Genomic DNA, 20,497 nt, shown 5'->3' on the forward strand with positions numbered 1-20,497 from the left:
CCATGCGTGGATTACGTCCGGCATTATCGACATTTCTCTTTCTGTTATTGATTACTGGCGGCGTTTACCCGCTGCTGACCACCGCACTGGGGCAATGGTGGTTTCCCTGGCAGGCCAACGGTTCATTGATTCGTGAAGGTGATACGGTGCGCGGTTCGGCATTAATCGGGCAAAATTTTACCGGCAACGGCTATTTTCATGGTCGCCCGTCGGCAACAGCAGAAATGCCCTATAATCCACAGGCTTCTGGCGGGAGCAACCTGGCGGTCAGTAACCCGGAGCTGGATAAACAGATAGCCGCACGCGTTGCTGCATTACGGGCTGCTAACCCGGATGCCAGCACGAACGTTCCGGTTGAACTGGTGACGGCGTCAGCAAGCGGGCTGGACAATAACATCACCCCGCAAGCGGCGGCCTGGCAGATCCCACGCGTGGCGAAAGCGCGTAATCTCAGCGTTGAACAGCTCACGCAACTGATCGCAAAATACAGCCAACAACCGCTGGTGAAATATATCGGCCAGCCGGTCGTCAACATTGTCGAACTCAATCTGGCACTGGATAAGCTTGATGAATAACGAACCCTTACGTCCCGACCCCGATCGTCTGCTGGAACAAGCTGCCGCGCCGCATCGGGGGAAGCTGAAAGTTTTCTTCGGTGCCTGCGCAGGCGTCGGGAAGACCTGGGCGATGCTGGCGGAAGCCCAGCGACTGCGGGCGCAAGGGCTGGATATTGTGGTTGGCGTGGTAGAAACCCACGGTCGGAAAGATACCGCCGCAATGCTGAAAGGTCTGGCTGTTCTGCCGTTAAAACGCCAGGCGTACCGTGGGCGGCACATCAGCGAGTTTGATCTCGATGCCGCCCTCGCCCGCCGTCCGGCACTGATCTTAATGGACGAACTGGCGCACAGTAATGCGCCAGGTTCACGTCATCCTAAACGCTGGCAGGACATTGAGGAGCTGCTGGAAGCTGGCATTGATGTTTTCACTACCGTCAACGTTCAGCATCTGGAAAGTCTGAATGATGTGGTCAGCGGCGTCACCGGAATTCAGGTACGGGAGACCGTGCCCGATCCTTTTTTTGATGCCGCCGACGACGTGGTGCTGGTGGACTTGCCCCCGGACGATCTGCGCCAGCGACTGAAAGAAGGCAAAGTCTATATTGCCGGGCAGGCGGAGCGCGCCATTGAACATTTTTTCCGCAAAGGTAATCTGATCGCCCTGCGCGAACTGGCACTGCGCCGTACTGCCGATCGCGTAGATGAGCAAATGCGCGCCTGGCGGGGGCATCCTGGCGAAGAGAAAGTCTGGCACACACGCGACGCGATCCTTTTATGCATCGGGCATAACACCGGCAGTGAGAAACTGGTCCGCGCGGCGGCGCGGTTGGCCTCGCGCCTGGGCAGTGTCTGGCACGCGGTGTATGTTGAAACCCCTGCCCTGCATCGCTTACCGGAGAAAAAACGTCGGGCAATTCTCAGCGCCTTACGTCTGGCGCAGGAGCTGGGCGCGGAGACGGCAACACTTTCTGATCCAGCGGAAGAAAAAGCGGTAGTGCGTTATGCCCGTGAACATAATCTCGGCAAGATTATTCTCGGTCGCCCGGCTTCGCGCCGCTGGTGGCGTCGGGAAACATTTGCTGACCGGCTGGCACGCATCGCCCCCGATCTCGATCAGGTGCTGGTCGCGCTTGATGAACCACCCGCCCGCACGATTAACAACGCGCCGGATAGCCGCTCTTTTAAAGACAAGTGGCGGGTACAGATTCAGGGATGCGTGGTTGCCGCCGCGTTATGCGCCGTTATCACCTTAATTGCCATGCAGTGGCTGATGGCGTTTGATGCCGCCAACCTGGTGATGCTGTATCTGCTTGGCGTCGTGGTGGTGGCACTATTTTACGGACGCTGGCCTTCGGTGGTTGCCACCGTCATTAATGTGGTGAGTTTCGATCTCTTTTTTATCGCCCCACGCGGCACGCTCGCCGTCTCTGATGTGCAATATCTGCTGACCTTCGCGGTGATGTTAACCGTCGGGCTGGTGATCGGGAACCTTACTGCTGGCGTGCGTTATCAGGCGCGGGTAGCCCGTTACCGCGAACAACGCACACGGCACTTATATGAAATGTCCAAAGCTCTGGCTGTGGGCCGTAGTTCGCAGGATATCGCCGCCACCAGCGAACAGTTTATTGCCTCCACGTTTCATGCCCGTAGCCAGGTGTTGCTGCCTGATGACAACGGTAAATTGCAGCCTTTAACACATCCGCAAGGAATGACGCCGTGGGACGATGCCATCGCGCAGTGGAGTTTTGATAAAGGCCTGCCTGCGGGCGCGGGCACCGACACGTTACCCGGTGTACCGTACCAGATTTTGCCGCTAAAAAGCGGCGAGAAAACCTACGGACTGGTGGTGGTGGAACCGGGGAATCTGCGCCAGTTGATGATCCCGGAACAGCAGCGCCTGCTGGAGACGTTTACGCTGTTAGTCGCCAATGCCCTTGAGCGACTGACACTGACCGCCAGCGAAGAACAGGCGCGGATGGCAAGCGAACGTGAACAGATCCGCAACGCCCTGCTGGCGGCGCTTTCGCATGATTTACGCACGCCGCTTACGGTGCTGTTCGGTCAGGCAGAAATCTTAACGCTCGATCTGGCAAGCGAAGGATCGCCCCACGCCCGCCAGGCCAGCGAGATTCGTCAGCATGTGCTGAACACCACCCGACTGGTGAATAATCTACTGGATATGGCGCGAATTCAGTCCGGCGGCTTTAATTTGAAGAAAGAGTGGTTAACGCTGGAAGAAGTGGTCGGCAGCGCGCTGCAAATGCTGGAACCGGGTTTATCGTCGCCCATCAATCTTTCTCTGCCAGAGCCGCTGACCTTAATCCACGTTGACGGGCCACTCTTTGAACGGGTGCTGATTAACCTGCTGGAGAACGCGGTGAAATATGCGGGGGCGCAGGCCGAAATTGGTATCAATGCCCACGTTGAGGGCGAAAATCTACAACTGGATGTCTGGGATAACGGCCCCGGTCTTCCACCAGGCCAGGAGCAGACGATATTTGATAAGTTTGCTCGCGGGAATAAAGAGTCGGCGGTACCGGGTGTAGGGCTTGGGCTGGCAATTTGTCGGGCGATAGTGGATGTACACGGCGGCACCATTACCGCATTCAACCGACCGGAAGGTGGTGCCTGTTTTCGTGTTACACTTCCCCAGCAAACAGCCCCTGAACTTGAAGAATTTCATGAGGATATGTGACAAACGTTCTGATTGTTGAAGATGAACAGGCTATTCGTCGCTTTCTGCGCACGGCGCTGGAGGGCGACGGTATGCGCGTCTTTGAGGCCGAAACGCTGCAACGCGGCTTGCTGGAAGCGGCAACCCGTAAGCCAGATTTGATTATTCTCGATCTCGGCCTGCCCGACGGTGATGGGATTGAGTTTATCCGCGACCTGCGCCAGTGGAGCGCGGTGCCGGTGATTGTGCTTTCCGCACGCAGCGAAGAGAGCGATAAAATCGCCGCGCTGGATGCCGGAGCGGATGATTATCTGAGTAAGCCGTTTGGCATTGGCGAATTGCAGGCCCGTCTGCGCGTCGCATTACGCCGCCACTCCGCCACCACCACGCCCGATCCGCTGGTGAAATTTTCTGATGTTACCGTCGATTTAGCCGCCCGCGTTATCCACCGCGGCGAGGAAGAGGTGCATCTCACACCGATTGAGTTCCGCCTGCTGGCCGTGCTGCTCAACAACGCCGGAAAAGTGCTCACCCAGCGCCAGTTACTCAATCAGGTGTGGGGACCAAACGCGGTCGAACACAGCCACTATTTGCGTATTTATATGGGGCATCTGCGACAAAAACTGGAGCAAGATCCCGCCCGCCCCCGCCATTTTATTACTGAAACCGGTATTGGGTATCGGTTTATGCCATGAATTATTATTCAATAAATACGCTTAAATAATTATTAATTTATTATTAAACCTGCCCCGAAAATTATTATTTGGCAGGTTTAATTTCTTAATGAAAATACAACCCACAAAATTGCAACATTTAAACAACAAAACAGCATCTAATATGGCGCTATTCATCATTAATGATTTATTATTTGGGATATGATCGTTTTTTGTTGATCTTCTTCACAGATTATAGCCATTTCATGGATAGAATAACCCTACCTTCAACTGACACAGAAAAAGGTAAAGGTAAATGGAAAATAATAACCGCTTAATGCCTCATATAAGGCGGACAACCCATATCATGAAGTTTGCCCATCGTAATAGTTTTGACTTTCATTTCTTTAATGCCCGCTAGTCTTCTGACTAAAGGGCACCCCAGCGTACAGGTCTCCCTGACTTTAAGCATTACAGGTTAATACCTGTATCCCTCGGTGCTCATATACTGCTAACCCTTTTAAACTCTAAATAATTCGAGTCGCAGCATAGGCAACTTGAAGTATGACGAGTATAGCCAGTTACCGGGCTGGTCTGGGTTATTGCATCTGCAAAAAGCAAACTACTGATTTATTTATCAGCGGTGGGGTTTTGCTTTTTTCCGGCGTGATCAATTTCTTCTTTGAGAAATTGAGGACCTGCTATTACCTGAAATAAAGAGATGAACAAAATGTCAGAATTAAAAATTGCCGTTAGCCGTTCTTGCCCGGATTGTTTTTCCACTCATCGTGAATGCGTGAATATTGACAAAAGTAATTATATTGACGTTGCCGCCATTATTTTATCAGTCAATGATGTTGAACGTGGAAAACTCGATGAAATAGACGCTACTGGCTATGGCATTCCTGTTTTTATTGCAACGGAAAATGAAGAACGTGTACCAGCAGAATATCTGCCACGTATTTCTGGTGTCTTCGAGCATTGCGAATCACGGAAAGAGTTTTATGGACGTCAGTTAGAAACCGCTGCCAGCCATTATGAAACGCAACTGCGCCCGCCCTTCTTCCGCGCACTGGTCGATTATGTCAATCAGGGCAATAGCGCTTTTGACTGCCCGGGTCATCAGGGAGGTGAGTTTTTCCGTCGCCATCCGGCAGGCAATCAGTTCGTGGAATATTTTGGCGAAATGCTCTTCCGCTCCGACTTGTGTAATGCCGACGTTGCAATGGGCGATCTACTGATTCATGAAGGTGCGCCATGCATTGCACAGCAACATGCGGCTAAAGTGTTTAATGCCGATAAAACGTACTTTGTTTTAAACGGCACCTCCTCTTCCAACAAAGTGGTTTTAAACGCCCTGTTGACACCGGGTGATCTGGTGCTGTTTGACCGCAATAACCATAAGTCTAACCACCACGGGGCCTTGCTACAGGCTGGTGCAACACCGGTTTATCTGGAAACAGCACGTAACCCGTATGGTTTTATCGGTGGCATTGATGCGCACTGCTTCGAAGAAAGTTATCTGCGTGAACTGATTACAGAAGTTGCACCGCAACGGGCAAAAGAAGCGCGTCCGTTCCGCCTCGCTGTGATTCAGTTAGGCACCTACGACGGTACTATTTATAACGCCCGCCAGGTGGTGGATAAAATCGGTCATCTGTGTGACTACATCCTGTTTGACTCAGCATGGGTCGGCTATGAACAGTTTATTCCGATGATGGCGGACTGTTCGCCGCTGCTGCTGGAGCTTAATGAGAACGATCCGGGTATTCTGGTTACGCAATCTGTGCATAAACAACAGGCTGGTTTTTCTCAGACTTCACAAATTCATAAAAAAGACAGCCATATCAAAGGGCAACAGCGTTATGTACCGCACAAACGCATGAACAACGCCTTTATGATGCACGCCTCCACCAGCCCGTTCTATCCGCTGTTTGCCGCACTGGATATCAACGCCAAAATGCATGAAGGTGTCAGCGGTCGTAATATGTGGATGGATTGTGTGGTTAACGGTATTAATGCCCGCAAATTGATCCTCGATAACTGCCAGCACATTCGCCCGTTCGTTCCTGAACTGGTGGATGGTAAACCCTGGCAGTCGTATGAAACAGCGCAAATTGCGGTTGATCTGCGCTTCTTTAAATTTGTACCCGGTGAGCACTGGCATTCTTTTGAAGGCTACGCAGAGAACCAATACTTTGTCGATCCGTGCAAACTGTTGCTGACAACTCCAGGTATTGATGCACGTAACGGCGAATATGAAGCGTTCGGTGTACCCGCAACGATTCTTGCTAACTTCCTGCGCGAAAATGGCGTAGTGCCGGAAAAATGCGATCTTAACTCCATCCTCTTCCTGCTGACTCCGGCAGAAGATATGGCCAAACTGCAGCAACTTGTTGCCCTGCTGGTACGCTTCGAAAAACTACTGGAAGCTGATGCGCCTCTGGCGGAAGTACTGCCTTCCATCTACAAACAGCATGAAGAGCGCTACGCCGGTTATACCCTTCGTCAGTTGTGCCAGGAAATGCATGATTTGTATGCCCGCCACAACGTGAAACAACTGCAAAAAGAGATGTTCCGTAAGGAACACTTCCCACGCGTCAGCATGAATCCGCAAGAAGCCAACTACGCCTACTTACGCGGTGAAGTGGAGCTGGTTCGTCTGCCGGATGCAGAAGGCCGTATCGCTGCCGAAGGTGCGCTTCCTTATCCTCCGGGTGTGCTGTGTGTTGTTCCTGGTGAAATCTGGGGTGGTGCTGTTTTGCGTTACTTCAGCGCTCTGGAAGAAGGCATCAACCTGCTGCCAGGTTTTGCACCGGAGCTGCAGGGTGTCTATATCGAAGAACATGATGGTCGTAAGCAAGTTTGGTGCTATGTCATCAAGCCTCGTGATGCGCAAAGCGCCCTTTTGAAAGGGGAAAAATTATGAGTCAGGCTAAATCGAACAAAATGGGTGTCGTTCAGTTAACCATACTGACGATGGTCAACATGATGGGCTCCGGTATCATCATGCTGCCGACAAAGCTTGCCGAAGTCGGGACAATCTCAATTATCTCCTGGCTGGTGACAGCCGTAGGCTCAATGGCACTGGCATGGGCATTCGCAAAATGCGGTATGTTCAGCCGTAAATCAGGAGGTATGGGCGGTTATGCCGAGTATGCTTTCGGTAAATCCGGTAACTTTATGGCGAACTATACCTACGGCGTCTCGCTGCTGATTGCTAACGTCGCGATTGCTATTTCGGCGGTTGGTTACGGCACCGAACTGCTCGGCGCGAGTTTGTCGCCAGTGCAGATTGGTCTTGCGACCATCGGGGTGCTGTGGATTTGTACCGTGGCTAACTTTGGTGGTGCGCGCATTACCGGGCAAATCAGTAGCATTACCGTGTGGGGGGTCATTATTCCGGTGGTAGGCCTGTGCATTATCGGCTGGTTCTGGTTTAGCCCGACGCTTTACGTTGATTCCTGGAATCCGCATCATGCCCCCTTCTTCAGTGCGGTAGGTTCTTCCATCGCTATGACGCTGTGGGCTTTTCTTGGTCTGGAGTCTGCGTGTGCGAATACTGATGTAGTGGAAAACCCGGAACGTAATGTGCCAATCGCGGTACTCGGCGGTACGTTAGGTGCGGCGGTGATTTATATCGTCTCCACCAACGTGATTGCCGGGATTGTGCCAAATATGGAGCTGGCAAATTCAACGGCACCATTTGGTCTGGCCTTCGCGCAGATGTTCACGCCGGAAGTGGGTAAAGTCATTATGGCGCTGATGGTGATGTCCTGCTGCGGTTCGCTGCTTGGCTGGCAGTTCACCATTGCCCAGGTGTTTAAATCTTCATCTGATGAAGGCTACTTCCCTAAAATTTTCTCCCGTGTAACCAAAGTGGATGCACCGGTGCAGGGAATGTTGACCATTGTGATTATCCAGAGCGGGTTGGCGCTGATGACGATTAGCCCGTCGCTAAACAGTCAGTTCAACGTGCTGGTTAACCTGGCCGTGGTGACCAATATCATTCCGTATATTCTGTCAATGGCGGCATTAGTCATTATTCAGAAGGTCGCTAATGTGCCCCCCTCAAAAGCGAAAGTTGCAAACTTTGTTGCTTTTGTTGGCGCGATGTACAGCTTTTATGCGCTGTACTCATCCGGGGAAGAAGCCATGCTATACGGTTCCATCGTGACCTTCCTCGGTTGGACACTGTATGGTCTGGTCTCACCACGCTTTGAACTGAAAAATAAACACGGTTAATTAAGCAAAGCAAAAAAGGGCGATCTTCCGACCGCCCTTTTTCTTATTTGATATGTTTACGCGTTTTTCAGAACTTCGCTAACAATCTCAACCGCTTCTTTCTCAATCTGCTTGCGATGTTCTTCACCAAGGAAGCTTTCGCAGTAGATCTTATATGCGTCTTCCGTGCCTGACGGACGCGCGGCGAACCAGCCGTTGTCAGTCATCACTTTCAGACCGCCGATAGAAGCGCCATTACCCGGTGCCGCCGTCAGACGCGCGGTGATCGGGTCACCTGCCAGGGTGCTGGCGCTCACCATTTCCGGAGACAGCTTAGACAACGCCGCTTTTTGTGCGGAAGTCGCTGCTGCCTGCAAACGGTTATAGCTCGGCGCACCAAAGCGTTTTGCCAGTTCGTTATAGTGTTCCTGCGGGTTCTTACCGGTGACAGCGGTGATTTCCGCCGCCAGCAGACACATAATGATACCGTCTTTATCGGTGGACCACGGCGTGCCGTCGAAACGCAGGAAGGAAGCGCCTGCACTCTCTTCGCCGCCAAAGCCGAAGCTGCCATCGAACAAACCATCAACAAACCATTTGAAACCTACCGGTACTTCTACCAGCTTACGGCCCAAATCATTGACCACACGGTCGATCATCGCAGATGAAACCAGCGTTTTACCGACAGCAACATCTTTGCCCCACTGCGGACGATGCTGGAACAGGTAGTTGATCGCCACTGCCAGGTAGTGGTTCGGATTCATCAAACCTGCCGGAGTGACGATACCGTGACGGTCATAATCCGGGTCGTTAGCAAACGCCAGATCGAACTTATCACGCAGTGCCAGCAGGCCCGCCATCGCACACTCGGAGGAGCAGTCCATACGGATCGCACCGTCTTTATCGAGGTGCATAAAGCGGAAGGTTTGATCGACCTGATCGTTAACGATGGTCAGGTTGAGGTTGTAATACTCGCCAATGCGCTTCCAGTATTCGATACCGGAACCACCCAGCGGATCAACGCCCAGCGTCAGGCCCGCTTTCTGAATCGCCGCCATATCAACGATATCGGCCAGCCCTTCCACAAACGGCTGCACCAGATCCTGCTCTTTCACATGACCGGATGCCATCGCTTCGTCGAGGGAGATACGCTTCACGCCTTTCAGGCCATCAGCCAGCAGTGCGTTGGCTCTGTCTTCCACCACTTTAGTGACGTTGGTATCAGCCGGGCCACCATTTGGCGGATTGTACTTGATACCACCATCTTCCGGCGGGTTATGGGACGGTGTAATCACGATACCGTCTGCCAGCGGGCCACCTTTTTTATTGTGAACCAGAATGGCATTGGAAATGGCAGGTGTCGGAGTGAAGCCATTGTTTTCCTGCACAATGACATCAACGCCGTTCGCTGCCAGCACTTCCAGTACGGAAATGAACGCAGGCTCGGACAGGGCGTGAGTATCTTTACCCACATAGCAAGGGCCAGTGATGCCGTTTTTCGCACGTTCTTCAGCAATTGCCTGAGCGATCGCCAGAATGTGCGGCTCGTTAAAGCTGTGGCGCGCTGCACTGCCACGGTGACCGGAAGTACCGAATTTCACCGCGTGCTCCGCATTCCCTGCTTCTGGTTTCAGTACATAATATTGCGCCGTCAGTTGGGCGACGTTAATCAAATCACTCTGTTGTGCAGGTTGGCCTGCACGATTGTGGATTGCCATTGCTTTGTCCTTTGTCTGCAACGTTTTAGATAGTTCCGCAAACCTTCTCAATCAATTCCGCCGGGAATTGCATCGACTGCATGATGTGTTCGATCATGCTGCATTTACGGCCGGTGTTGGTGTTGGTGATCACCCAATACGGCGTACCAGGCACATGTTTCGGCTTGGTCTGATTACCATTTTTCAGCAGCGTTTGTTCATCTGCCGCAAAGTAAACGCGTGTACGACCGTGCAACGATTCCGTTGCTTCGGCAAACGCCTGGGCGTCAAGAGAATATAGTGTAGACAACAGCAGCATAAAGCGATTGACCGCTCGCTTTTGCTCTGCGTATTCATCCGAAAGCAGAAGTTCACGCATTGCGCGAACCTTGTCTTTAATCGTTTTGACCGGCTTCGCTTCGACGATAGCAGGTGACGCAACGCGAACCTCTTTCGTCACCGGAGCAGCAGGCTGTGATGCGGCGGAAAATTTCAACATACGCCGTAAAATGTCGGATGCGCTCTCGCCGATATGCTTAGTGTGGCTGGCAATATAGCTGTAGAGTTCATCATCAACTTCAATCGTTTTCATCTTAATCCAGTGCAGTGTCTTAGCTGAATACAAGTCGCCAGGAGTATATGAATAAATCCCGGCAGCGGATAGCGTCAAGCCTGGCTTGCAGAAAAACTCGGAATAAACCTTATTTGTTGCAGCCCTGTGGCACAATGGTCAACATAATACCCTAACCCGACAACGCGAAAAAAAGAACTTTGCCATGAAATTGAATATCCGCGCGCAAACTGCACAAAACCAGCACAATAATTCTCCCATCGTTCTTGTCCATGGTCTGTTTGGCAGCCTCGACAACCTTGGCGTACTGGCTCGCGATCTGGTAAACGATCACAATATCATCCAGGTTGATATGCGTAACCACGGTCTTTCACCGAGAGATCCGGTAATGAATTACCCGGCGATGGCGCAGGATCTTGTTGATACCCTGGATGCACAGCAGATCGACAAAGCAACATTTATCGGTCACTCCATGGGTGGTAAAGCGGTAATGGCTCTTACTGCACTAGCCCCCGATCGCATTGACAAGCTGGTGGCGATTGATATTGCGCCGGTCGATTATCACGTTCGCCGTCATGATGAGATTTTCGCGGCCATCAACGCAGTCAGTGAATCAGACGCACAAACACGCCAGCAAGCAGCGGCAATAATGCGCCAGCATCTTAATGAAGAAGGGGTGATTCAGTTTCTGTTGAAATCTTTTGTTGATGGGGAGTGGCGCTTTAACGTGCCAGTATTGTGGGATCAGTATCCGCATATTGTGGGTTGGGAGAAAATCCCGGCATGGGATCATCCTATCCTGTTTATCCCTGGCGGCAATTCTCCGTATGTTAGCGAGCAGTACCGTGATGATTTACTGGCACAATTTCCACAGGCTCGGGCGCATGTGATTGCAGGCGCGGGTCACTGGGTCCATGCTGAAAAACCGGATGCGGTATTACGCGCTATCCGTCGCTATCTCAATGATTAACGCAACTGATTAAAAACCCAGCGTCCGCGTCGCTTTCCGCGCGTGGACGTTGGCGTGACTCATCGCGCTGATGTATTATGGCGCGCTATCCATCCGGGCAGGCGCCTGGCTGATTGTTTCCCCCGAAGTCACCAAGATCATGGCCAAAGAACAAACGGACCGTACGACATTAGATCTGTTCGCGCACGAGCGTCGACCGGGACGACCGAAAACTAATCCGCTTTCGCGCGATGAACAGCTGCGTATTAATAAACGCAACCAACTAAAACGCGACAAAGTACGTGGCCTTAAGCGTGTCGAACTGAAGCTGAACGCGGAAGCTGTCGAGGCACTGAACGAGCTGGCGGAATCGCGCAATATGAGCCGTAGCGAGCTGATCGAAGAGATGTTAATGCAGCAACTGGCGGCGCTGCGTAGTCAGGGCATCGTTTAAATTTCCACTTTCATGTAGCACAGTGTGCAGTCCTGCTCGTTTGCTGATTCCGCAAGACTGCCTGTTCTGCTATGATTGCCTTTATCCGTGGGCAATTTTCCACCCCCATTTCAATAAGTTTCAAGAGGTTATTTCACTCATGGCTATCACTGGCATCTTTTTCGGCAGCGACACCGGTAATACCGAAAATATCGCAAAAATGATTCAAAAACAGCTTGGTAAAGACGTTGCCGATGTCCATGACATTGCAAAAAGCAGCAAAGAAGATCTGGAAGCATATGACATTCTGCTGCTGGGCATCCCAACCTGGTATTACGGCGAAGCGCAGTGTGACTGGGATGACTTCTTCCCGACTCTCGAAGAGATTGATTTCAATGGTAAACTGGTTGCGCTGTTTGGTTGTGGCGACCAGGAAGATTACGCAGAATACTTCTGCGATGCATTAGGCACCATCCGCGACATCATTGAACCGCGCGGCGCAACTATCGTTGGTCACTGGCCAACCGCGGGCTACCACTTCGAAGCGTCAAAAGGTCTGGCTGATGATGACCACTTTGTCGGTCTGGCTATCGACGAAGATCGTCAGCCGGAACTGACTGCTGAACGTGTAGAAAAATGGGTTAAACAAATTTCTGAAGAGCTGCATCTCGACGAAATTCTCAATGCCTGATGTGATGCGGCGTAGACTCATGTCTACGCCGTATTAATAGATAATGCCAATCAAAATAATTGCTACAAATTTGTAACTTTTGCTGTTGTACCTGTACAATGTCCCGGTGTTCAAGTGGCCTTGCCGTTGTAAATGTAAGCTGTGCCACGTTTTTATTAACAATATTTGCCAGGGACTTGTGGTTTTCATTTAGGCGTGGCAATTCTATAATGATACGCATTATCTCAAGAGCAAATTCTGTCACTTCTTCTAATGAAGTGAACCGCTTAGTAACAGGACAGATTCCGCATGACTGATAACAATACCGCCCTAAAGAAAGCTGGCCTGAAAGTAACGCTTCCTCGCTTGAAAATCCTGGAAGTTCTTCAGGAGCCGGACAACCATCACGTCAGTGCGGAAGATTTATACAAACGTCTGATCGATATGGGTGAAGAAATTGGTCTGGCTACGGTATATCGCGTACTGAACCAGTTTGACGACGCTGGTATCGTCACCCGCCACAATTTTGAAGGCGGTAAATCCGTATTTGAACTAACACAGCAACATCACCACGATCACCTGATCTGCCTCGACTGCGGTAAGGTTATCGAATTTAGTGATGATTCCATCGAAGCGCGTCAGCGTGAAATCGCCGCAAAACATGGCATTCGCCTGACTAACCACAGTCTCTATCTTTACGGTCACTGTGCCGAAGGCGATTGCCGCGAAGATGAGCACGCGCACGAAGGCAAATAAGCCAGCCTGAACGAGAAAAGCCAACCTGCAGGTTGGCTTTTTTATACAAGGGAAATAAGAAAAGCGAGAGTTACAGCTCTCACTTATTTGTTATTACTGCGAATTTCCTGCCAGACCTTATCACAATCGGCTTTCACCGCCTGGTCATTACCGGTTTGCGTTGCGCGCAGACACTGCTGATAATCCAGTACGCGGACACTTTCCTGGTCAGCAAACTGCTGATGTTGTCTCTCTTTCTTCAGCACGTTTAACACGCTCTGGCAGGCTTCAATTTTTTCCGGCGAACCTTGCGCGGTGTTGATACAGGCGCTGTAAGCCTCTTTCAGACGGCTGTCTTCCTGCGGTGCGGTTGATTGCGCACAAGCTACCAGCCCCGATGCCATCATGGCGATGAGAATCAGTTTTTTCATAGCAAATTCCTCAAACGTGCGGCAGGCACAAAACCTGCCGCGTCGGGCATCAGAAGATGGTGAATGGTGCGATTACCATGAATTTCACGTCGCGCTCATCCTGGAAAATGTTGCCGTAACCACCGCCCCAGCTTGGGATGTCGGAGTGGTTGTCATATTCGGTGAAATGCAGTTTGAACATCGTGCCCTTGGCACGACCGTCCTGAATGGTGTAAACCGCATCCAGGCTGTAGGCAGACTCTTCAATAGTCCGATTCTTGTCGTAGTACGCATCCGGATTGCTCTGCCAGGTCGCAGGTTTAGCATCCCATGCGTAAACGTAGGAAGCGCCGATGGCGAAGCCTGGAAGATTCCAGTTTTTCAGGTCATACATCGCACCGAAGAAGACCGCTTTTTCGCCGTTGGCGTTGAAGTCGGAACGGTTATCCCACCAGATATCCAGGCGACCGTTCGAGGAAGCGTAGGTTGGAGTCATACGTTGCAGGAAGTATCCTTGCTGACCGTCAGCCTTAACCCAGGTACCTTCGAGGCGCAAATCCACTACGTCAGCCGCCCGGTAACCAAAGGTCAACGCCTGCAGCCAGGCGGTGCCGTCATAAAGATCGTTGATGCTGCGATCGTCAACTTTATCGCGCGTACCATAGAACTGGTAGCTGGTGGTTAACGGGCTACCGGCGATATCAAATTTGTAGCTGGCTTTGGCAAAATATTGATCGATATACCCTTCGGCCTGACCAAACGCCGCTTCCAGTACGAAGTTATTTTTGAAGTCGTACTTCGCCCCAAGGGAGTGTAGATAATCAACTTTGGTGGTTTTATCGTTCTGATAAAACTCATCCATTTCCAGATGCCACGGTGCTTTGTATTCGTTGGTCCACATGTAGGAGAAACTCAACGCACCAGCATCGCCGTAATCAAAATTCGCCCCGGCCTCCGCCCCCTGATAAGTACCCGGCATAAAGCTCCAGTGTGGCGCTAACAGCGTCTGACCGGTTGGCTGAATATAACCTGCCCTCGCCCAAACCGGACCGTATTTAAATTTGGCCGCTGCTTTATACAGGCTTATACCGCTTTTATCGCCGGACCAGTCTTCGTCATAGGCTTTATTACTTTTTGAAAACGCGATTTCGTTCGGGTGAGAGCTGTCGCCGTTTTCCGCCATTTCAATCGCCGTAAACGCGGCAATATCAAGGCCGAACATATCAGCAGCATAACCAGACTGAAAATCGAGGTTGGCGTTCCAGGTGGAGTGAGAAAGGTTGGTTTTGTATTTATCGCCGTCGGTAACATCTTTACGGTCGCGTTCACGCTGCCAGTAATAGATACCGCCGGTTAAGGTTGAATCGTCGATGAATCCTTCGGCGCGAGCCTCCGGAATTGCCATAAAGCCCGACATAGCTGTAACACCGGCGATAGCCAGCGCCAGCGTACTACGTTTGCCACTAAACGCACGCATGGGTTAATCCTCTTTGACGTATAAATTGCTGCACCAAAGGTGAACAGCGAAAAAAATAAAAATTAAAAAAGTAGCGTTGAGAAAAGTCTCGCTGACTACAGGAACAGACTATTTTTCGCGACGCGAATTATCAATCTCTTTCTGTAACCAGAATGTAAGAACATGAGCAACCGCACATATTTTGATGATTTTTGTTACAAGGCTTAAGTTTGCAGTTGAAAGGCTTGCAGAAGAATAAAAGCGTGAATTTCCAGCAAGATGAAAACGGTTACATTTTATTTAATTATGGTTTGTGATTTTAAATTTGTTTTATGGATAAATTGCGAAGCGGAATTAATTCGCGAAGAAAAGCAGAAAAAAACGCCGCAGAGCGCGGCGTTTGGGATAATTTGCATATTTCTTGCCGGATGCGGCGTAAACGCTCTATCCGACAACGTAAACTTACTCGCCTACTTTCGCCCAGGTATCACGCAGCCCAACGGTGCGGTTAAATACCGGTTTTTCCGCCGTAGAATGGCGGCTGTCGAGGCAGAAGTAACCTTCACGCTCAAACTGGAATGCTTTACCCGCAGCCGCATCTTTCAGCGACGGTTCAGCAAAGCCCTGTTTGATCACCAGCGATTCCGGGTTAATCACCGACAGGAAATCATCCGCAGCACCAGGGTTCGGCACGCTGAACAGACGGTCATACAAACGGATTTCAACCGGCAGCGCATGTGCCGCGCTCACCCAGTGAATAACACCTTTGACTTTACGACCATCTGCCGGATCTTTGCTTAAGGTGTCGGCGTCATAAGTACAGAAGATGGTGGTGATATTGCCTTCGGCATCTTTCTCGACGCGTTCTGCCTTAATGACGTAAGCATTACGCAGACGCACTTCTTTACCCAGCACCAGACGTTTGTACTGCTTGTTAGCTTCTTCGCGGAAATCGGCGCGATCGATCCAAATCTCACCGCTAAATGGCACCTGGCGGCTGCCCATTTCCGGTTTATTCGGATGGTTCGGCATGGTAACCATTTCGCCTTCGCCCTGGTAGTTTTCGATAACCAGTTTCACCGGATCGATAACCGCCATTGCGCGCGGCGCATTTTCGTTGAGATCTTCACGGATGCAGGATTCCAGTGACGCCATCTCAATGGTGTTGTCCTGCTTGGTCACACCAATGCGTTTGCAGAACTCACGAATAGAAGCCGCAGTGTAACCACGACGACGCAGACCAGAAATGGTCGGCATACGCGGGTCATCCCAGCCTTCAACGTGCTTATCGGTCACCAGCAGGTTCAGCTTACGCTTGGACATCACAGTGTATTCCAGATTCAGGCGCGAGAATTCGTACTGGCGCGGGTGAACAGGAATGGTGATGTTGTCCAGTACCCAGTCGTACAGACGGCGGTTGTCCTGGAACTCAAGCGTACACAGAGAGTGCGTAATACCTTCCAGCGCATCGCTGATGCAGTGGGTGAAGTCGTACATCGGGTAGATGCACCACTTGTTGCCAGTCTGGTGGTGTTCAGCAAACTTAATGCGGTACAGCACCGGATCGCGCATCACGATAAACGGCGAAGCCATGTCGATTTTCGCACGCAGGCAGGCTTTACCTTCTTCAAAACCGCCGGTACGCATTTTCTCGAACAGCGCCAGGTTCTCTTCAACGCTGCGATCGCGGTACGGGCTGTTTTTACCCGGCTGCGTCAAGGTGCCGCGGTATTCGCGGATCTGTTCCGGCGTCAGTTCATCAACGTACGCCAGGCCTTTATTGATCAGTTCGATCGCATAGGCGTGGAGCTGATCAAAATAATCGGAGGAGTAACGGACGTTACCAGACCAGTGAAAACCTAACCACTCTACGTCGTTTTTGATCGAATCGACATACTCGATATCTTCTTTTACCGGGTTAGTGTCGTCGAAACGCAGGTTGCACTGGCCTTTATAGTCCTGGGCGATCCCGAAGTTCAGGCAGATAGATTTCGCATGGCCAATATGCAGATAGCCATTCGGCTCCGGCGGGAAACGGGTGTGTACTGTGGTGTGCTTACCACTGGCCAGATCTTCATCGATGATCTGACGAATAAAGTTAGTCGGGCGGGCTTCTGCCTCACTCATCGTGGATTCCTCAAAGCGTAAACAACGTATAACGGCGTATGATCTTATAAGCGGGACAGGCTGACAACTGTTAGTTAGAGAAAAAATGGTTTTGCGTAAGATATTGGGGCGTTTTCTGCGCTACTGCCAGCAGATCCTCGCGCTGGAAACGTAAGGCCAAACGTCGCCAGCCTGACGCATTTATTAAATTGCCGGATGAGCTGGCCGCAGAGTCATAGATTAGTCGGCTATGATTAAACGCGTCGACAAGGACGCAAGCGTTCTACGCGTCTGCCCATCAAGCTGACTATCCGTAATAATCTCTGTCAGTTCATTAAGATGCGCGATATTAAACAGCGACCATGAACCGTATTTTGAGCTGTCAGCCAGGAGAATTTTGCGCGAAGCATGCGCGATAAGATCGCGTTTTAGTGCGGCTTTCTCTTCCGTGGGTGCTGTAATACCCTTTTCAAGATCCCAGCTGTTACAGCTTAAAAATGCCACGTCCGGCCAGGTATTTTGCAGCAATTTACGACCATGTTCGCCAATGCAGGACTGGCTGGAGTCGTCGATACGTCCGCCGATAATCGTCACTTCAATTTGCTTGAATTCAGCCAAAAAAAGCGCGATATGCAGGTCGCTGGTGATCACGCGAAGCGGTAAATGTGTAATCTGCCGCGCAAGTTCAATCATTGTCGTACCGGCATCAAGGACGACGGAATCCCCCGCTTTGACCATTGACGCCGCTGCGCTGGCGATGGCATGTTTTTCCGCCAGGCTGCGCTGCATTTTCTCATGGGTAGTCGGTTGGGTAGGAATAAACCGGTTGAGGGTCACACCGCCGTGTGTACGGCTGATAACACCCTGCTCATCGAGTTTTATCAGGTCTCGACGAATCGTAGCCGGCGACGCATTGGTTACCGCCACCAGCTCATCAACGGTGACCAGATTATGGCTTTTCAGGTAATCCATGATCTGCTCTAACCGGTTATATCCCTTCATTTTATTCTCGCGAAATCTGCATTGCTAACTGGATGGAAACTGCCATGCTCTCAGACTTGGCTTTTCCTGTCCAGGCAATATCAAACGCGGTGCCGTGGTCGGCAGAAGTGCGAATAAATGGCAACCCGGCGGTGATATTCACCCCATCATAAAATCCAAGCAGTTTTAAAGGGATATGCCCCTGATCGTGGTACATAGCCACTACCATATCGAATAGCCCTTCATGGCATTGCATAAACACGGTATCTGGCGGGCACGGGCCAGTAACATCAATATCTTCGGCCTGCATTGCTTCAATCGCAGGCGCGATAATCTCGATTTCCTCAGTGCCGAATAAACCATGTTCCCCTGCATGTGGATTTACACCCGCCACGGCAATACGCGGACGCTCAATACCAACACGTTTCAGGAAGTGGTTCGCAACTCGAATAACCGTTTTGACCCTTTCACCATTCAAAGTATCCAGGAATTTACGCAGTGAGATGTGAGTCGAAATATGGATAACCTTGAGCTTATCGGTATAGAGCACCATCGCGTACTCTTTGCTGCCGGTAAGATGGGCCAGCAATTCCGTATGCCCCGGATAGTTATGCCCGCCAAGATGCAGCGCTTCTTTATTCAGCGGCGCAGTGGCTATGGCTTTCACCTCGCCTGATAAGGCCAGAGCCGTTGCACGTTTGATACAGCGATACGCTAAATCGCCTGCCGCAGCCTGTACCACTCCGGGTGTCAGCGCATCGGGGTTAGCCAGCGGCTCATCCATCACGTTAATCACGCCGGGAGCAAAATGGGCGTCGCACACCTTTTGAATGACGCGTAACTCTGCCTGCGGCGTGATATTCATCGCCATAATACGTCGCAGCGTACGCACACAGCCCACCACCACCACCGGGGCACCAGCAAGCCCGGCTTCGCTCAGGGATTTAATAATGATCTCCGGGCCAATACCCGCCGGGTCACCCATCGTTACCGCAATAATATTATTCACTACACTTCTCCTCGATAAAATTCAGAACCTGATGCAACGTGGTCTCATCGCCAAACCCACCGGCTTTCGTCATCACCGAACGGGACCAGACACCGCCCAGAAAGTGACCGTATGGAACGCATTGCGCCACCTTCCCCGTAATACGAAATCCGGTCGCGCCTAACGCACTGGCTATTGCCATTGCGACATCACCACCAGAGAGATAAAGCGCATCGGGCATTGTGCGAAGCAGAACTTGCCGGGTAAGTTCGCCAAGAAACCGACAAATTTTTTCCCCAAGTGCAGCGCGACTCATCTGCCAACGCTGGCAAAGGGTGTCGATCTGATGCCTTGCTACAGAATCGTTACAGGTGTGGACAATGCAGTGGTCGCCTTTCTGCAAGGCCTGCACAATACGCGCGTCATAGTCACTGGCATTGCCTGCCAGAATGTGTTCAACATCGACGTATATCTGTGTGATACGTGGGTGTGAATGAAGTGTGGCGATCTGCCGTTGAGCGATTTCGCTCATTGAACCAATAATGGCCAGCACGGTGGGTGGCGGCATAATCGCGGAGCGCCGGGCAACGGCATCACAAATACCAGCGGAGCCGACCAGCAGCAGCGGTTGTTTAGCCTGCATCACAGCGGCAGCGATGCGATCCAGGTCGCTGTCCGTCTGCGCATCTATCACGCCAATCCACGGTTGCTCATAAGACAAATGGCTGAGCTGAGAAACCGTAACGGGCTGGCATGGAATGGCCGTCTGCAACCGGATGATGTCCGCAATTCGGGCGCTCAATACCGGGGTTTTCGGATCGCTGGCAAACTCGGTTTCCGTTATCCGCACACCGTTTACCCAACACTCACCGGCCACTGTGGTCCTTCCCGCCTGAGGAAATGCGGGGGCAACCACTGCGCCCGTTATACCGCATGCCTTCATCAGGGCTTCAATTTCTGCGCCGATATTGCCTCGCAGCGTGGAATCTATCTTTTTAATCACGAGCGGCGGGTTATTCGCCAGAGGGAGATGACTCATCAGCGAGGTTATTTTCATCGCCGCCAGCTTAGGATCCATCGCCCGACTGTCGCTGTTAATCACCCATACGCTGGCATCACCGCGATAATGCATTTCAAAGGCCACATCAACTGTATGCCCCACCTGCGCCAGGCTTACCCCCGCGTCGTTGGCTCCCGTGAAATCATCAGCAACGACGAGAATGCTCGGCTTAGTGATTCCCTTTTCCATCATCACTCCAGGTTGTTTTATGATAACAATGATTATATTCAATCATGATTGATTAAATGTGAGCAAGCTCAAGTTATTAATCACTCGAATAAATTATAAAATTAGACCATGTTACGTAGGCTACGGCATTTTGAATGATTGAAT

20 protein-coding genes are annotated in these 20,497 nt (G+C 51.3%); 12 read left to right on the forward strand and 8 right to left on the reverse strand.

What is annotated here, in order from left to right; translation table 11 throughout:
- Positions 1–2 precede the first annotated feature (2 nt).
- From kdpC to potE, 7 genes are all read left to right on the forward strand, one after another.
- Positions 3–575 carry a K(+)-transporting ATPase subunit C gene (kdpC, locus tag ACJHYO_RS05895; RefSeq protein WP_001298627.1) on the forward strand — a complete coding sequence of 191 codons (573 nt, stop codon included), beginning with the start codon at positions 3–5 and terminating at the stop codon, positions 573–575.
- A complete protein-coding gene (gene kdpD, locus ACJHYO_RS05900; RefSeq protein ID WP_001298625.1) occupies positions 568–3,252 on the forward strand; it encodes a two-component system sensor histidine kinase KdpD in 2,685 nt (894 codons plus the stop codon). The genes kdpC and kdpD overlap by 8 nt, the downstream gene beginning before the upstream one ends.
- Entirely contained in the window at positions 3,249–3,926 is a 678-nt protein-coding gene (kdpE, locus tag ACJHYO_RS05905; protein ID WP_000186082.1) for a two-component system response regulator KdpE, read from the forward strand. The genes kdpD and kdpE overlap by 4 nt, the downstream gene beginning before the upstream one ends.
- A gap of 161 nt (positions 3,927–4,087) precedes the next feature.
- Positions 4,088–4,222: a hypothetical protein gene (locus tag ACJHYO_RS05910; protein ID WP_001295874.1), complete on the forward strand. Its 135-nt coding sequence runs from the start codon at positions 4,088–4,090 to the stop codon at positions 4,220–4,222.
- Positions 4,201–4,305: a leader peptide SpeFL gene (speFL, locus tag ACJHYO_RS05915; RefSeq protein ID WP_001312672.1), complete on the forward strand. Its 105-nt coding sequence runs from the start codon at positions 4,201–4,203 to the stop codon at positions 4,303–4,305. Before ACJHYO_RS05910 ends, speFL begins: the two co-directional genes overlap by 22 nt.
- A 309-nt stretch (positions 4,306–4,614) precedes the next feature.
- Positions 4,615–6,813, forward strand: a complete 2,199-nt coding sequence (speF, locus tag ACJHYO_RS05920; RefSeq protein ID WP_001362902.1) for an ornithine decarboxylase SpeF — start codon at positions 4,615–4,617, stop codon at positions 6,811–6,813.
- Positions 6,810–8,129: a putrescine-ornithine antiporter gene (potE, locus tag ACJHYO_RS05925; protein ID WP_000075845.1), complete on the forward strand. Its 1,320-nt coding sequence runs from the start codon at positions 6,810–6,812 to the stop codon at positions 8,127–8,129. Before speF ends, potE begins: the two co-directional genes overlap by 4 nt.
- 56 nt (positions 8,130–8,185) lie before the next feature.
- Here the strand turns inward: potE and pgm are convergent, their stop codons facing one another.
- Together pgm and seqA are read right to left on the reverse strand one after the other, a co-directional pair.
- Positions 8,186–9,826 (reverse strand): phosphoglucomutase (alpha-D-glucose-1,6-bisphosphate-dependent), encoded by a 1,641-nt coding sequence (gene pgm, locus ACJHYO_RS05930; RefSeq protein WP_001295873.1) that lies wholly within the window; start codon positions 9,824–9,826, stop codon positions 8,186–8,188.
- 25 nt (positions 9,827–9,851) lie between these two features.
- Entirely contained in the window at positions 9,852–10,397 is a 546-nt protein-coding gene (gene seqA / locus ACJHYO_RS05935) for a replication initiation negative regulator SeqA (RefSeq protein WP_000848387.1), read from the reverse strand.
- A 184-nt stretch (positions 10,398–10,581) separates the two neighbouring features.
- Between seqA and ybfF the strand changes: the two genes are divergently transcribed.
- From ybfF to fur, 5 genes are all read left to right on the forward strand, one after another.
- Entirely contained in the window at positions 10,582–11,346 is a 765-nt protein-coding gene (ybfF, locus tag ACJHYO_RS05940; protein ID WP_001552579.1) for an esterase, read from the forward strand.
- A gap of 139 nt (positions 11,347–11,485) precedes the next feature.
- Positions 11,486–11,779, forward strand: coding sequence for a LexA regulated protein (gene ybfE, locus ACJHYO_RS05945; protein ID WP_001300829.1), 294 nt, complete (start codon positions 11,486–11,488; stop codon positions 11,777–11,779).
- Between the two features lie 139 nt (positions 11,780–11,918).
- Positions 11,919–12,449 carry a flavodoxin FldA gene (fldA, locus tag ACJHYO_RS05950; protein ID WP_001018618.1) on the forward strand — a complete coding sequence of 177 codons (531 nt, stop codon included), beginning with the start codon at positions 11,919–11,921 and terminating at the stop codon, positions 12,447–12,449.
- Between the two features lie 209 nt (positions 12,450–12,658).
- A complete protein-coding gene (gene uof / locus ACJHYO_RS05955; protein WP_001406816.1) occupies positions 12,659–12,745 on the forward strand; it encodes a fur leader peptide in 87 nt (28 codons plus the stop codon).
- Positions 12,738–13,184, forward strand: coding sequence for a ferric iron uptake transcriptional regulator (gene fur, locus ACJHYO_RS05960; protein WP_000131702.1), 447 nt, complete (start codon positions 12,738–12,740; stop codon positions 13,182–13,184). Before uof ends, fur begins: the two co-directional genes overlap by 8 nt.
- Before the next feature lie 83 nt (positions 13,185–13,267).
- Here fur and chiQ read toward each other — a convergent pair whose 3' ends face one another.
- The 6 genes from chiQ to dtnK all read right to left on the reverse strand — a co-directional run bounded on the left by chiQ (position 13,268) and on the right by dtnK (position 20,353).
- Complete coding sequence (chiQ, locus tag ACJHYO_RS05965; protein ID WP_053294333.1) at positions 13,268–13,594, reverse strand: ChiQ/YbfN family lipoprotein; 327 nt, start codon at positions 13,592–13,594, stop codon at positions 13,268–13,270.
- A 49-nt stretch (positions 13,595–13,643) separates the two neighbouring features.
- On the reverse strand, positions 13,644–15,050 hold the full coding sequence (chiP, locus tag ACJHYO_RS05970; protein ID WP_052895458.1) for a chitoporin ChiP: 1,407 nt from the start codon (positions 15,048–15,050) through the stop codon (positions 13,644–13,646).
- Between the two features lie 441 nt (positions 15,051–15,491).
- Positions 15,492–17,156 (reverse strand): glutamine--tRNA ligase, encoded by a 1,665-nt coding sequence (gene glnS, locus ACJHYO_RS05975; protein WP_021515816.1) that lies wholly within the window; start codon positions 17,154–17,156, stop codon positions 15,492–15,494.
- Between the two features lie 219 nt (positions 17,157–17,375).
- The gene (locus tag ACJHYO_RS05980; protein WP_000679501.1) at positions 17,376–18,137 is read right to left on the reverse strand and encodes a DeoR/GlpR family DNA-binding transcription regulator; all 762 of its coding nucleotides are present in this window, start codon (positions 18,135–18,137) and stop codon (positions 17,376–17,378) included.
- A gap of 1 nt (position 18,138) precedes the next feature.
- Entirely contained in the window at positions 18,139–19,125 is a 987-nt protein-coding gene (locus ACJHYO_RS05985) for a D-threonate 4-phosphate dehydrogenase (protein WP_001059575.1), read from the reverse strand.
- On the reverse strand, positions 19,118–20,353 hold the full coding sequence (gene dtnK, locus ACJHYO_RS05990; protein WP_085455234.1) for a D-threonate kinase: 1,236 nt from the start codon (positions 20,351–20,353) through the stop codon (positions 19,118–19,120). Before dtnK ends, ACJHYO_RS05985 begins: the two co-directional genes overlap by 8 nt.
- Positions 20,354–20,497 lie beyond the last annotated feature (144 nt).

This window comes from Escherichia sp. WS1118 (assembly GCF_046487695.1).
Lineage (GTDB): Bacteria > Pseudomonadota > Gammaproteobacteria > Enterobacterales > Enterobacteriaceae > Escherichia > Escherichia coli.

Bases quoted from the DNA above. Each gene is read 5' to 3' on its own strand.
- kdpC (WP_001298627.1), top strand. From the start codon at position 3: ATGCGTGGATTACGTCCGGCATTATCGACATTTCTCTTTCTGTTATTG.
- kdpD (WP_001298625.1), top strand. From the start codon at position 568: ATGAATAACGAACCCTTACGTCCCGACCCCGATCGTCTGCTGGAACAA.
- ACJHYO_RS05910 (WP_001295874.1), top strand. From the start codon at position 4,088: ATGATTTATTATTTGGGATATGATCGTTTTTTGTTGATCTTCTTCACA.
- speFL (WP_001312672.1), top strand. From the start codon at position 4,201: ATGGAAAATAATAACCGCTTAATGCCTCATATAAGGCGGACAACCCAT.
- speF (WP_001362902.1), top strand. From the start codon at position 4,615: ATGTCAGAATTAAAAATTGCCGTTAGCCGTTCTTGCCCGGATTGTTTT.
- potE (WP_000075845.1), top strand. From the start codon at position 6,810: ATGAGTCAGGCTAAATCGAACAAAATGGGTGTCGTTCAGTTAACCATA.
- pgm (WP_001295873.1), bottom strand. From the start codon at position 9,826: ATGGCAATCCACAATCGTGCAGGCCAACCTGCACAACAGAGTGATTTG.
- seqA (WP_000848387.1), bottom strand. From the start codon at position 10,397: ATGAAAACGATTGAAGTTGATGATGAACTCTACAGCTATATTGCCAGC.
- ybfF (WP_001552579.1), top strand. From the start codon at position 10,582: ATGAAATTGAATATCCGCGCGCAAACTGCACAAAACCAGCACAATAAT.
- ybfE (WP_001300829.1), top strand. From the start codon at position 11,486: ATGGCCAAAGAACAAACGGACCGTACGACATTAGATCTGTTCGCGCAC.
- fldA (WP_001018618.1), top strand. From the start codon at position 11,919: ATGGCTATCACTGGCATCTTTTTCGGCAGCGACACCGGTAATACCGAA.
- uof (WP_001406816.1), top strand. From the start codon at position 12,659: ATGATACGCATTATCTCAAGAGCAAATTCTGTCACTTCTTCTAATGAA.
- fur (WP_000131702.1), top strand. From the start codon at position 12,738: ATGACTGATAACAATACCGCCCTAAAGAAAGCTGGCCTGAAAGTAACG.
- chiQ (WP_053294333.1), bottom strand. From the start codon at position 13,594: ATGAAAAAACTGATTCTCATCGCCATGATGGCATCGGGGCTGGTAGCT.
- chiP (WP_052895458.1), bottom strand. From the start codon at position 15,050: ATGCGTGCGTTTAGTGGCAAACGTAGTACGCTGGCGCTGGCTATCGCC.
- glnS (WP_021515816.1), bottom strand. From the start codon at position 17,156: ATGAGTGAGGCAGAAGCCCGCCCGACTAACTTTATTCGTCAGATCATC.
- ACJHYO_RS05980 (WP_000679501.1), bottom strand. From the start codon at position 18,137: ATGAAGGGATATAACCGGTTAGAGCAGATCATGGATTACCTGAAAAGC.
- dtnK (WP_085455234.1), bottom strand. From the start codon at position 20,353: ATGGAAAAGGGAATCACTAAGCCGAGCATTCTCGTCGTTGCTGATGAT.